Origin of the sequence: Micromonospora sp. HB375 (genome assembly GCF_017872985.1) — a bacterium.
GTDB lineage: Bacteria > Actinomycetota > Actinomycetes > Mycobacteriales > Micromonosporaceae > Micromonospora > Micromonospora chalcea.
The window spans coordinates 1,592,962-1,605,460 of sequence record NZ_JAGGJO010000001.1 but is presented as its reverse complement, the minus strand read 5'-3'; the positions used below and the strand labels follow the sequence as shown (position 1 = coordinate 1,605,460).

Genomic DNA, 12,499 nt, shown 5'->3' with positions numbered 1-12,499 from the left:
TCGGCGTTTCGCGGGCAGGTCACGGGTCGGATGCGGTTTCGTCCCACCGGCCTTCCACGGACAGCGGCATGTCGGTGCTCCTGGCTACGATCACGCCTTCAGTTTTCTCACAGGAGCTGCCTACATGTCCCAGCCGCCGTCCAATCCCTACCCCGGCCACTACCCGCCGCCCCAGCACCAGCCCGGCGGCTTCCAGCCGCCCCAGCAGCCGCAGTACGGCGGTGGCTACCCGCAGGCTCCGCAGCAGCCCCAGTACGGCGCTGACTACCCGCAGATCCCGCAGCAGCCCCAGTACGGCAACCAGTTCGGCGCGCCGGTCCCGCCGAAGAAGTCCGGCGTCGGCAAGATCCTGCTGATCGTCCTCGCGGTGGTCCTGGTGCTCTGCGTCGGTGGCGGCATCGTCACCTGGCTCGTCACCAAGGACACCGTCGGCGAGGTGGTCACCGCCACCAAGACCCGGGTGGTCGAGCCGCAGACGCTCGGTGGCCGGCCGAAGGTCACCGACCCTCAGCTGCAGAACGCCGCGACGCAGATGAAGGCCTCGCTCAGCAAGGACGTGCCGGACGCGACGAGCACGGCCGGCGCCTTCTACGGCAACCCGGAGAAGAAAGACCTGGTCATGATCGTCGCCGTGTCCGGCGTCATGGCCGACCCGAAGAAGGAACTGGACGACGCCGCCACGGCGGTCACGCCGGACCTGGCCACCAAGGACTTCAAGACGGTCGACCCGGGCCCGCTTGGCGGCGACGCCAAGTGCTCCGACGGCAAGGCCTCGGGTGAGCAGGTGGCCGTCTGCATCTGGGCCGACCGGGGCAGCCTCGGCATGGTGGTCGTCTACTTCAAGTCCGCGGCCGAGCTCCAGAAGGAGTTCGTCACGATGCGCGGCGAGATCGAGAAGCAGGGCTGACACCGCTACGCACCGGGCCCCCGCCGCGACGGCGGGGGCCCGGTGTCGTTTCCGGATCAGGCGGACTCGGCCCGTTCGGCAGGGCTCCGGCAGACGCAGAACTCGTTGCCCTCGGGGTCGGCCAGCACCACCCAGCCGCTGCCGTCCGGCCGGCGCCGGTCGGCCACCAGCGTGGCGCCGAGGTCACGCAGCCGCGCCACCTCCTCGTCGCGGGTGCCCTCGGCCGCGTGCAGGTCGATGTGGAACGCGCCCTTGCCGTGCCGCTCGCCCACCCGGACGAACAACAGGTCGGGGCCGTCGCCGGCGGGCGCGGCGAGGACCGCCTCCGGGTCGTCCGGGTGGTCGTCGTCGGCGAGCCGGCGGTCGAGCACCCGGGCCCACCATCCGGCGAGGGTGTACGGGTCGTCGGACTCGACTGTCACGCAATGGAACTGTGCACTCATCGGTGCTTCCTCCTGTGGGGTACGCGCCCCGGCGGAGTGGGAACGTCAGCGGGGAACGCGGGGCGCGGGACGGTTCACGAAAGACATCGACCACACCCCCTTCCACCTCATCGGGCTGACCGGTTGATCATTCCACCGCCCTCCGGCGCCGGCAACCCCGCCCCACCGCAAGGAAGGGCCCCTTGTTAACAGCTGCGTGTTAACAAGGGGCCCTTCCTCTACCGAAGGCGTTAAGAAGGTGCCCTTCCTTACGGGCCGACGAACACCGCCTTCGCGCGCCAGTCGACGCCGTCGACCGCCGGGCCGCTGCGCACGGTGAACGTCGCGGCCGGCACGCCGTTCACCCAGTCGGTGGCGGCCAGGTCACCGGTGTTGCGGTTGACCTTGTAGAGCGTGCCGCCGGAGACGAATACCGCGCCCGCGTCGGCGAACCCGCTCGCCCCGGACACCGTGAACCGGTCGGCGCCGACGACGCCGCTGTCCGGGGTGAACCAGCGCCAGAACAGTCCGTTCTGCCCGTTGAGCGTGTAGTAGAGCCGCCCGCCGGAGAAGAACATGCCGGTCACGTTCGGGATCTCGGCGTAGAAGCCGGTGGTCGCGCCGACGTACGTCTGCCCGGTCGGCCCGGAGTTGGTGATCACGTTGTCCCAGTACGGGTCGTGGTACGGGTCCACCAGTTCCGGCGCACCGAACGTGGTGCCGTTGAACGTACGCCGCCACAGCGCGCCGTCGGCGCCGTAGAACACCGTCCCGCCGACCCAGAACGCGTTGCGCGCGCCCGCCCAGACGGTGCCGTTCGGGTCGGTCACCGGGTCCGGCGCGCCGACCGTGCTCTGCCCGTCGTACGAGCGCACCTGCACCGGCGAGCTGGCCGGGGCGGGCGGGGGCCCGGTCTTGACGATCTCGACGGCGTTCACCAGCGGGTTCTCCCGCACGTGGCGGAACTCCACGTCGATCGAGCCGTCGCTGACCACCGTGAACTCCCGCATGGTGCCCACGTTGTGCCCGGCGGTGGCGGACAGGTCGAGGTCGTCGAGGACGACAGCACCCTCCAGCGCCACGTCGAAGATCCGCGTGCCGGCGTTGGCGGTGCCCGCGTACCGGTTGGCCATGTAGAGCCGCACGTGCACCTCGGTGCCGTTGGGCACCGGGAACTGCCAGGTCATCTCCGCACCGCCGGACGGGTCGTACCGCTCGTGGTTGTAGAGCTCGACCGGGGTGCCGGCCGGTACCGTCGAGTCCAGGCTCGCGGCGGTGGTGTAGCTGGAGACGCTGCTGCCGGTGTTGTGGTACGGGCTGGGGCTGGAGCTGGTGTCGGCCGCCCAGTCCGGCCCGCCGTCGGTGGCGGCGACGGACGAGCCGCCGGCGTTCACCCGGTACAGCACGTTCGTCGGCTGCGGCAGGCCCGCCTGGTAGATGTTGCCGGGCAGGGTGGCCGTGGTGGTGGGGTGCACCGCCGTCCCGCCGGCCAGCGGGAAGAACGCGATCCGCTCCCGGCGGTACTGGAAGTTGCCGATCCACAGCGTGTCGCCGCCGACCCAGAGCCCGGTCGGCGTGACGAGCATCTCGGAGGCGCCGATGCCGCGCGGGTGGCGGCCGGGGTTCCAGGACAGCGGCAGGCCGTTGGCCGGGTCGAGCGCGGCGATGCTGGCCCGGCCGACCGCGCCGGCCCGGGCGTTGTCGGTGCCGGTGGTGTTGTTGAGCCAGCGGAGGTGGCCGCCGACGTAGACCGCCTCTTCGCTGATGCCGACGGACAGGAACGTGTCGCCGCCGCTGTAGTCGACCCAGGTCGGCTGGAGAGCGGAGCCGGTCGCGCCGGCCTCCCAGCGGGCCGCGGTGTCGCAGAGCGTTCCGCTGTACGGCGCGCCGGTGGTGACCACCACGAAGTAGCTGTTGTCCGGGGAGAACGCGACGTCACGGACGTACGAGTCGAAGGACTGCCACTTGCAGCGCGGCGTGTAGCGGGCCGTGTTCCAGTCCGCGACGGTGGCGGCGGTGGCACCCAGGTCGATCTTGACGATCTGGTCGTGCAGCACCCCGTCGGCCTTCTTGAAGTTGCCGATGACGACGAGCTGCGTGCCGTCCGGGGAGACGGCGAGCTTCTCCGCGCCGACGCCGGCCTTGGCGCCGCTGACCCCGTCCCAGTTGTGGTTCTCGGTCAGCGTGGTGGTGAGGTAGCTGTCCACGGCGCCGGTGGTGGCGTTGAGCGACGCGAGTCCGCCGCGCGGGTTGGGGTTGCCGGCCGTGGTGAAGATGCCGCCGACCAGCAGCCGGTTGCCGACCAGCGCGATGTCCTTGATGAGCCCGTTGAACGCGGGCGGCGCGAAGCTGGTGACGACCGCCCCGGTGTTGACGTCGAGCAGGGCCACCTTGCGCCGGGTCACGCCGTTGACGGTGTTGAACTTGCCGGCGACGAAGACCGTGTTCGCCGTGGGCCCGCCCGTGACCGCTGTCACCTCGTTGTCGAGCGTGGGCGCGAACGCGGTGTCCACCGCGCCGGTGGCCTTGTCGAACGCGAGCAGGTAGTCGCGGGGGATGTCGACGTCGGAGTTGCGGTTCTGCACACGGGTGAAGGAGCCGCCCGCGATGATCTTCGTACCGGCGTCGTGGATCGCGTCGACCGAGCCGTCCTGGACGTCGGGCGAGGCCGTGGAGGGGACGGTGTGGACCACTTTGTCGTGGCCGGGCGCGGCGGCGGCCGCGGGCGTGGCCGGAGAGAGGCCGACGACGGTGAGGGCGCCGGCGGTGAGGACCGCGAGAAGACGGCGGCGGCGCGGGGCCGAGAGGTGGGTCACGGGCAGCTCCGGTGGGTGAGCAGGGTGAGGCGTCGCTGCGCTTACTCTCCGTTGATCACCGCTCCGCGTCCAGCGTGAGCCGAGCATTCTGCCCGACCACCGTGCCGCCGGGGGCCGACCACCGCCGGGTCCGGCCAGGACAGCCGAGGCTGTCCGCACGAAAAGGTGAGGCCGCCTCACCGGCTGGACGGATCGGGATGGGCGGTCAGGTGGCCGCGGGCGGGTCGGCCGACGGAAGCGTGACGGTCACCTCCAGGCCGCCACCGGGCTGGGCGACCGCCTTCACCGTGCCGCCGTGCGCGTCGCAGACGGCCCGCACGATCGACAGACCGAGCCCGGAGCCGCGAGCACCGGTGCGTTCCTGGCCGCCGCGCCGGAACGGCTCGAACAGCCCGGGTACGTCGGCGGGGGCGACCTCGAAGCCGGTGTTCCCCACCACCAGCCAGGACCGCTGCCCGTCGGTGCCGGTGCGCACCCAGATCCGCCCGTGCAGGTGGTTGTAGCGGACCGCGTTCTCCACCAGGTTGCCGGCCAGCCGGTCCAGCAGCCCCGGGTCACCGACCACCGGCGCCGGACGCAGCGACGTGTGCACCTTCAGGCCGATCCGCTCGACCTCCCGGGACACCGCGGACAGCGCGTTGGCGGTGCCGACGGCGAGGTCCGACTCCGCGCGCCGGGCCAGCCGCCGGCCGGTCTGGGCCTCGCTGCGGGCCAGCACCAGCAGCGCGTCGACCAGGCCGTTGGCCCGCTCCGAGGCGTCCCGCACCACCCCGGCCATGCGGCGGTACTCGGCGAGGTCGGCGTCGTCGTCGCTGAGCGTCACGTCGATTTCGGTACGCATCACCGCGAGCGGTGTCCGCAGCTCGTGCGAGGCGTTCGCGACGAACCGTTTCTGTGCCTCGAACGCGCCGCTGATCCGGTCCAGCATCGCGTCGAACGTCTCGGCCAGCTCGGCCACCTCGTCGTCGGCGCCGGACCAGCCGATCCGCTCGTCGAGCGTGGCCTCGCCGAGCCGGCGCGCGGTGGCTGTCACCTGGTGCAGCGGGCGCAGCGCCCGGCCGGCCACCAGGTACGCCCCGGCCACCCCGACGACGCTGATCGCCACGAGCGCGAGCAGTCCCTTGACCAGCAGTTCCTGCGACGCCGCGTCGACCAGTTGCCGCTGCCACTGCCCGGCGTCGAGGGTGCGGCCGTCGGTGAGCACCACTGTGGTGCCGGGCAGCAGCTCGTCGGTGGGGCGCAGCGCGTCGCGGACCAGCAGCCAGGCCAGCAGCACCAGGATCGCCCCGGCGCCGACCAGCAGGACGCCGTTGAGCAGGGTCAGCCGCAACCGCAGCGTCGGCCGCACCCGCCGGGTGCCCACGCTCACTGCGTGCGGCCGATCCGGTAGCCCGCCCCGACCACCGTGTCGATGAGCGGCGGGTCGCCCAGCTTCTTGCGCAGCGTCATCACGGTGACCCGGACGATCGTGGTGAACGGGTCGGTGTTGGCGTCCCAGACCCGTTCCAGCAGCTCTTCGCTGGACACCACCGCGCCGCGCGCCTTGAGCAGCTCGGCGAGCACGCCGAACTCCTTGTTGGTGAGGTCGAGCGGCACGCCACCACGGGTGACCACCCGCCGGGCCGGGTCGAGCACCAGGTCGGCCACCTCCAGCACCGGCGGCGCGGCCGGGGTGGCCCGGCGCCCGAGCGCCTGCACCCGCGCCACCAGCTCGTCGAACGCGAACGGCTTGGCCAGGTAGTCGTCGGCGCCGAGCTGCAGCCCCTCCACCCGGTCGGCGACGGTGCCGCTCGCGGTGAGCATCAGCACCCGGGTCAGCGCGCCGGAGGCGGCCAGATCGGCGCAGATCTGGTCGCCGTGCACACCCGGCAGGTCGCGGTCCAGGATCACCACGTCGTACCGGGTGACGAACGCCGCCTCGTGGCCGGCGTCGCCGTCGTAGGCGACGTCCACCGCCATCCCGCGCTTGCGCAGCCCGCGCGCGATCGCGTCGGCGAGGTTGCGCTCGTCCTCGACCACCAGTACCCGCATCCCGGCCCTCCCGCCTCGTGACCTCTGACAACCTAGTGCCGCCGGCCAAGCGTGTCGCCGGAGGAGCTGTCCCGGCGGCGCATGATCCGCCCGCCGTCCACCGGGTCGCTCTTCCTCGCACGCGCGGATTTCTGTGACTGTCCGTGAGATTGGCGACGGCGCGCCGCTGCGTCACGCACTGTCACCGACGGTTGCTCCTCCACGCGAGACTGCCGCCGAGTCAGAAGCCGTTGACCTGCAGATACGCCAATTCAGCCGTCGGGGTCTGCGATGCCCTTCCGTCGACTTTGCTCTGCAGCCCGATACGCACTTGTTGCGGTGAGTCACCGTTGCGTCGATGGCTGCAGAGCAAAGTCGGCGCAGGGTGAACCCCGGGAGCTCACGTCACGGTTACCTTCGGTGACGAAAATGCTGTCAGGTGGGCCGCCCCATCGACTCGCTACGCCCCTGATCACACCGGGCCCGGCGAGCAGGCGGACCCTCCCGCGCGGCTGGCCCGAACCCACTGGCCGACCGGTCCAGCGCGGGGCCCGCACCCACCGCCGTTGCACAAAACCTTCGGGTACGCGATGCTCAGCGGCAATGATCGACAAGCACGCGGTCGAGACACCCGATCCACGCCGGGCGGCACCCCGATGACCGGCCGCGACATCGCGTACCGCCGGTTCCGTTTCCCGGCGGACCGGGACGTGGGCCTCGCCGACGGGCTCACCGCGGGGCCGGACGGGCTGGTGCTCGACGGCGCGCCCGGCCGCCTGACCCACACCGATCCGCACTCCGGGACCACCGCCGAGTACGCCGCCGGGAGCTGGACCTCCCCGGTGACGCCGCTCGGCTTCGCCGCCGTCGAGCTGGTGCCCTCCTGGACCGCGCACACGCCGGCCGGCTGCTGGCTGCGCGTGGAGCTGCGCGGCTGGGCCGGCGACGCGGCCTCCACCGGCTGGTACGAGCTGGGCAACTGGGCCGCCGACGACAGCACGGTGCACCGGGCGTCCGTACCCGGGCAGGCGGACGACCGGGCGCGGGTGGCCGCCGACACGCTGCGGGTGACCGGCGCGACGGTGACCGGCTGGCAGGTGCGGGTGACGCTGCTGCGCCGCCTCGACGCGGCGGACGGCCCGGCGCTGCGCACGATCGGCGTGGTCGCCTCCACCGACCCGCCCGGCGTCGGACAACGAGCCGTCGCAAGAACCGATGCCGGCGCGGGCGGCGCGCGAGGGCGGGTGCTGGACGTGCCGCGCTACGCGCAGCGGCTGCACGCCACCGGGGAGACCCGCTGGGGCGGCGGTGGAGACTCCTGGTGCAGCCCCACCTGCGTGTCCATGGTGCTCGACTTCTGGGGCGCCGGCCCCACCCCGGACCGGTACGCCTGGGTGACGCCGCCCGGCCCCCGCCCGCGGGTGGTGCACGCCGCCCGGCACTGCTTCGACCACGCGTACGCCGGAGCGGGGAACTGGCCGTTCAACACCGCGTACGCGGCGACGCACGGGGTGGACGCGTTCGTCACCCGGCTGCGTTCGCTGGCCGAAGCGGAACTGTTCGTGGCCGCCGGCATCCCGCTGATCGTCTCGGCGGCGTTCACCGCCGGGCAGGTGCCGGGGCTGGACTACGACACCCGGGGGCACCTCATCGTGCTGGCCGGCTTCACCGCCGACGGCGATCCGGTGCTGAACGACCCGTACGCGCCGGACGACGAGCGGGTCCGCCGCACCGTGCCGCGCGCGCCGTTCGAGCATGCCTGGCAGGTGGGCAGCGGCGGCATCACGTACGTGCTGCGGCCCGAGTCGACGCCCCTGCCGCCGCCACCGGCGCAGGCCAACTGGTGATCAGCGTCCGGCCGGCCAGATCGCCATGCCGCCGGTCGGGCGCAGGCACACCAGCTGCGTACCCGTGTCCGCGCACTCGGACCAGGCGCCGGGCAGGATCCCCCGGATCCGCACCTGCCCGGCCGCCACGTCCAGCGCGCCGACGAGCGTCCGGTCCTCGGTGAGCGTGCGCAGCCCGAGCAGCGGCCCGGACGGGAGGTCGTTGCCCGAGACGCGCCAGCGGCCCAGCCGGGCCAGCACCCGGCCGGTCGGCGGGTCCAGCGCCGACAGTTCCAGCTCCTCCCCGACCCCGCGCTCGGCGGCGATCAGCCGGTCGCCGACCGGTCCCATCCCGAGCCACCGCTCGTCGGTCCAGGCCGGGCGGCCGGTGGCCGGATCGAGGGCCTGCGCGCCGCCCACCTGGTTGCGCAGGCACACCATCCCGGCGCAGTCGGCGAACCAGAGTCCGGCGCGGGAGCCCACCGGCAGGCTCCACCGTTCCTCAAGCCGGTCCAACCCGTACCCGGTGACCGAGCCCCGGGCGTCCTCGACCAGCAGCAGATCGGCCACCACCTGGGCGTACCGGTAGGCGGCACGGCCGGCCGCGGGCGCCACCCGGCCGGTGTGCGCGACGGTGCCCGCGTCCGCGTCGTACACGGTCACCCGGCCCTGCGGGGTGACCAGGACGAGCTGTGTCACCCCGTGGTCGTCGCGGCGGTACCCCACCTCCTGGCCCGGTACGGGCAGCGTCCACCGCACCGCGCCGGAGGCCGGGTCCACGGCCCGTACGGTGCCCGCGCCGGGCGGGCGGGGGTTCTCCAGCAGCAGCCCGCCGGAGGCGGTCGGGACCGGGTATCCGGGATGCCGCCAGCGCAGCGTGCCGGTCGCCGGGTCGAGCATCGCCGACACCGAGTCACCGTCCCCGGCCGGGCTGCTCGTCACCAGCAGTCCCCCGGCCACGGTGGTGAGGCCGAGCACGTGGTCGCCGTCGGTCAGCGCGAACCGCCACGCCGGTTCCCCGCCGGGCAGCCGGTACGCGGCGACCACCCGCCCGCCCCGGCCGGTCGCGCCGGGGCCGTCGGCCACCACCACCCGGTCCGGCCGCACCACGAACGCCGCGCCCTGCGGGGCGGGAATCCGGATCGGCACGGGCCGGCGCGGCGGCCCGGCGGCAGCGTGCACGACGAGCAGCACCAGTACGCCGAGCAGCGCCACCCGGACCGCCGGGCCGGGCGGCCGACGGGGCGGCGCGGGTTCCGGCTCGTCGGCGGACTCGCCGTGCCGCATCTCGCCCAGTTCGATCACCGGGCTCACGGCAGCCGCCGCACCACGTAGTCACCTGCGGGCCTGCGGCAGACCAGCAGCGTCACGCCGGTCGTGCAGTCGGTCCCGGTGATCACTCCCCTGATCGGGGGCGGACCGCCGGACAGGTCCATCTCGGCCAGGAGCTGCCGGCCGCCGCCCAGCAGCCGGGTGGCCAGCAGCGGGCCGCCGGACCCGTGCTGCGGGGCCAGGGTCCAGCCGCCCAGCTCGGCGATCAGACGCCCGTCGGCCTGGCCGAGCACCGCCAGGCCGCCGGCGCCGATCGCGGTGTCGCCGACGAGCAGCCGGTCGTCGCGCGCCGCCACGACGCGTGCCCACCGGTCCACGCTCCAGCGCACGGCGCCGGTCGCCGGGTCGAGCGCTGTCATCCCGGCGCCCGGCCGGACGGCGCAGAGCAGGGCGCCGCACCTGTCGACGTAGTCGACGAGCTTCTGTTCGACGGTCCAGCGCGGTCGCAGCGTGTCCAGGTCGTACGCCTCGATGAGCCCGCCGCCGATCTCCAGCAGCAGCCCGGCCACGGTCATCACGTGGCGCGGGCCGGGCGGTCGCACCGGGTGCAGGTCCCGGGCCGCGACCCGCGCGCCGGTGCGCGCGTCCACGACCACCACCTGCCCGGTGGCCGGCCACAACAGCATGCGTTCCGTCCCGGAGCCGTAATCGAACCCCAGCATGCCCGTCGAGGGCAGCGTCCACATCGTCCTTCCGTCGGCGGGGTCGACCCGGGTGATCGACGGGCGGGGGTCGGACGCGGCGGACTGCGACAGCAGCACCCGGCCGACCGCGAACGCGACCCCGCGCCGGCGCCAGACGTCCGCGCCGGTGGCCGCGTCGTACGTCACCGTCTCCCAGTCCTCGTCGCCGCCGGCCGGGCCGGCCACCATCACCCGGCCGTCCTGCTCCCACACCGACACGGCGGTGCCGATGCCGGGCAGCGGACTGCGCCACAGTTCCCGCCCTTCGCGGTAGGCGACGATCTCCCGCCCGTCACCGCGGTTCGGCCGCACCACGTACACCACGTCGCCGGAGACGAACACGGCCGAGCCCAGGCCGCCGGGCAGCGTCCACTCCGCCGGTCCTCGCGGCGGCGCGGCGGCGGCGAGCGTGAGCAGCGCCAGCAGCAGGAGCGCCAGGGTGCGGGCCGGCCGCCCGACGCTGCGCGGCGGGCGGGGGGCCGCCGGGGGCGGAGCGTCGTGACGCAACTCCCCCAGATCGATGACGGTCACGACCATCCTCTCCCGCGCGCCCGGCCGCCGTCCGGCCGTGACCGGCATTGCCACAATTCGCCTGTACGATGGCGCGTCGTGGCCGTGCCCGTGGTGGACCCCTCGTTGAACCCCTCGTCCGTCGAGACGGACGCCGTCGTGGCCGATCCGCCACGCCGTGCCCGTCGCCGGCCGGCCCGCGCCGATCTGCTGGCCATCGGAGCCTATGTGCTGCTCGGTGTTCTCGTCTGCCTCAACTACTGGGGCGACGTGGAGCACCGGGTCTCCTCGCACCTGCCGACCGACCACAGCTGGTTCGAGTGGCTGTTCGCGCACGGCGCGTACTCGGTGCAGCACCTGGAGAACCCGCTGTTCACCACCCGGCAGAACGCGCCGGACGGGGTGAACATGATGGCGAACACCTCGCTGCTCGGGGTGACGCTGCCGCTTGCGCCACTGACGCTGCTGCTCGGCCCGCAGGTGATGTACGCGCTCTACCTGGGCGCGGCGCTGTCGGCGACCGCCGCCACGTCGTACTGGGTGCTGTCGCGGCACCTGGTCCGGTCCCGGGCCGCCGCGTTCGCCGGTGGCGCGTTCCTCGGCTTCGCGCCGGGCATCGTCCACCACGCGAACGGCCAGCCCAACTTCGTGTCGAACTTCCTGCTGCCGCTGATCGTGGCGCGGGTGCTGCGGCTGGGCGAGCCGGGGCGGTGGCGGCGCAACGGGCTGGCGCTCGGGCTGCTGGTGGCGTACCAGGTCTTCATCAACGAGGAGATGCTGCTGCTCACCGCGCTGGCCTGCCTGGTAGTCGTGGTGGCGTACGCGGTGCAGCGGCCCCGGGCGGCCCGCGAGCGGGCCGGGTCGTTCCTGGCCGCGCTCGGGCTCGGCGGCGGGCTGGCGCTGTTGCTGACCGCGTACCCGATCTGGTTCCAGTTCAACGGGCCGCAGTCATACCGCGGGTTGCAGGGCGGCGTCTTCCACAACTGGGGCGAGGACCTGGTGGCCTTCGTCACGTTCGCCCGGGACACGATCGCCGGTGACGAGGCGGTGGAGAAGACCATCGGGCTGACCGAGCAGAACACCTGGTTCGGCTGGCCGCTGGTGCTGGTGGCGCTGGGCGCGCTGGTGCTGCTGGTCCGCCGGTCGGTGCCGGCCCGGATCCTGGCCGTGCTGGTGGTCGTCTTCACGATCGCCTCGATCGGCCCGGTGGTGCGGTTCAACGGTGTGGAGACCGACGTCGACGGGCCGTGGGCGTACATTCCGGACGACCTGCCGCTGGTCGAGATGATGATGCCGACCCGGTTGAGCCTGGTCGTGGTGGCCGCCGTGGGTGTGCTGCTCGCCCTGGCGTGGGACGCGCTGGCCGGTGCCGGCCGTCCGCCGGTGCCCGCCCCCCGCGCCGCCGCCGACGACAGCACGGACGGCGACGGCGACGGGACGGCCGCGCGCGACACGCGCCGCCGGGTGCTGCGGCTGGCCGGGTACGCCGCGATCGTGGCCGCCCTGGTGCCGCTGATCCCGCGTCCGCTGCCGGCGGAACACATCGACCCGCCGCCGCGCTTCATCACCGCCGGTGGCTGGCGGCCGTACGTGCCGGAGGGCCGCACGCTGGTGCCGGTGCCGATCCCGAGCAACGTGCACGGGCTGCACACGCTGCGCTGGAGCGCGCTGACCGGGCACGAGTTCCCGATTCCGGGCGGCTACTTCATCGGCCCGAACGAGCGCGGTGAGGGTGTCTTCGGCGCGCCGAACCGCCCCACCAGCACGCTCATCTACTCCACGATGGACGCCAACGCGGTGCCGGAGATCACCGAGGAGAACCGCCGCCAGGCCGTGGACGACCTGCGCTTCTGGCGGGCGTCGGTGGTGGTGCTCGGGTCCGGTCCGCGCGAGGCGGTGCTGCGTGACCTGATGGCCGAGCTGCTCGGCCCGCCGCAGCGGGTGGACGACGTGTGGCTCTGGGACGTGCGCGACCGGGTCTGAGCCGGCGTCC

The 12,499-nt window shown here is 73.5% G+C and carries 9 protein-coding genes; 3 read left to right on the top strand and 6 right to left on the bottom strand.

What is annotated here, in order from left to right:
- Positions 1–124 precede the first annotated feature (124 nt).
- Positions 125–907, top strand: coding sequence for a hypothetical protein (locus tag J3R08_RS07695; RefSeq protein ID WP_064447155.1), 783 nt, complete (start codon positions 125–127; stop codon positions 905–907).
- A 56-nt stretch (positions 908–963) separates the two neighbouring features.
- Here the strand turns inward: J3R08_RS07695 and J3R08_RS07690 are convergent, their stop codons facing one another.
- The 4 genes from J3R08_RS07690 to J3R08_RS07675 all read right to left on the bottom strand — a co-directional run bounded on the left by J3R08_RS07690 (position 964) and on the right by J3R08_RS07675 (position 6,176).
- Positions 964–1,350: a VOC family protein gene (locus J3R08_RS07690; protein ID WP_043325653.1), complete on the bottom strand. Its 387-nt coding sequence runs from the start codon at positions 1,348–1,350 to the stop codon at positions 964–966.
- Between the two features lie 248 nt (positions 1,351–1,598).
- On the bottom strand, positions 1,599–4,145 hold the full coding sequence (locus tag J3R08_RS07685; RefSeq protein WP_166455461.1) for a malectin domain-containing carbohydrate-binding protein: 2,547 nt from the start codon (positions 4,143–4,145) through the stop codon (positions 1,599–1,601).
- 205 nt (positions 4,146–4,350) lie between these two features.
- Positions 4,351–5,508 carry a cell wall metabolism sensor histidine kinase WalK gene (locus tag J3R08_RS07680; protein ID WP_176722869.1) on the bottom strand — a complete coding sequence of 386 codons (1,158 nt, stop codon included), beginning with the start codon at positions 5,506–5,508 and terminating at the stop codon, positions 4,351–4,353.
- 2 nt (positions 5,509–5,510) lie between these two features.
- On the bottom strand, positions 5,511–6,176 hold the full coding sequence (locus J3R08_RS07675) for a response regulator transcription factor (RefSeq protein ID WP_043325656.1): 666 nt from the start codon (positions 6,174–6,176) through the stop codon (positions 5,511–5,513).
- 635 nt (positions 6,177–6,811) lie between these two features.
- Between J3R08_RS07675 and J3R08_RS07670 the strand changes: the two genes are divergently transcribed.
- Positions 6,812–8,002 (top strand): C39 family peptidase, encoded by a 1,191-nt coding sequence (locus J3R08_RS07670; protein ID WP_245254682.1) that lies wholly within the window; start codon positions 6,812–6,814, stop codon positions 8,000–8,002.
- On the opposite strand, the gene J3R08_RS07665 is transcribed toward J3R08_RS07670, so the two are convergent.
- A complete protein-coding gene (locus tag J3R08_RS07665) occupies positions 8,003–9,295 on the bottom strand; it encodes a PQQ-binding-like beta-propeller repeat protein (RefSeq protein ID WP_140946383.1) in 1,293 nt (430 codons plus the stop codon).
- Positions 9,292–10,527 (bottom strand): PQQ-binding-like beta-propeller repeat protein, encoded by a 1,236-nt coding sequence (locus J3R08_RS07660; protein ID WP_166455463.1) that lies wholly within the window; start codon positions 10,525–10,527, stop codon positions 9,292–9,294. Before J3R08_RS07660 ends, J3R08_RS07665 begins: the two co-directional genes overlap by 4 nt.
- Positions 10,528–10,620: 93 nt before the next feature.
- Between J3R08_RS07660 and J3R08_RS07655 the strand changes: the two genes are divergently transcribed.
- Positions 10,621–12,489: a hypothetical protein gene (locus J3R08_RS07655; RefSeq protein ID WP_181373762.1), complete on the top strand. Its 1,869-nt coding sequence runs from the start codon at positions 10,621–10,623 to the stop codon at positions 12,487–12,489.
- Positions 12,490–12,499: the final 10 nt, after the last annotated feature.

Bases quoted from the DNA above. Each gene is read 5' to 3' on its own strand.
- J3R08_RS07675 (WP_043325656.1), bottom strand. From the start codon at position 6,176: ATGCGGGTACTGGTGGTCGAGGACGAGCGCAACCTCGCCGACGCGATC.
- J3R08_RS07690 (WP_043325653.1), bottom strand. From the start codon at position 1,350: ATGAGTGCACAGTTCCATTGCGTGACAGTCGAGTCCGACGACCCGTAC.
- J3R08_RS07670 (WP_245254682.1), top strand. From the start codon at position 6,812: ATGACCGGCCGCGACATCGCGTACCGCCGGTTCCGTTTCCCGGCGGAC.
- J3R08_RS07695 (WP_064447155.1), top strand. From the start codon at position 125: ATGTCCCAGCCGCCGTCCAATCCCTACCCCGGCCACTACCCGCCGCCC.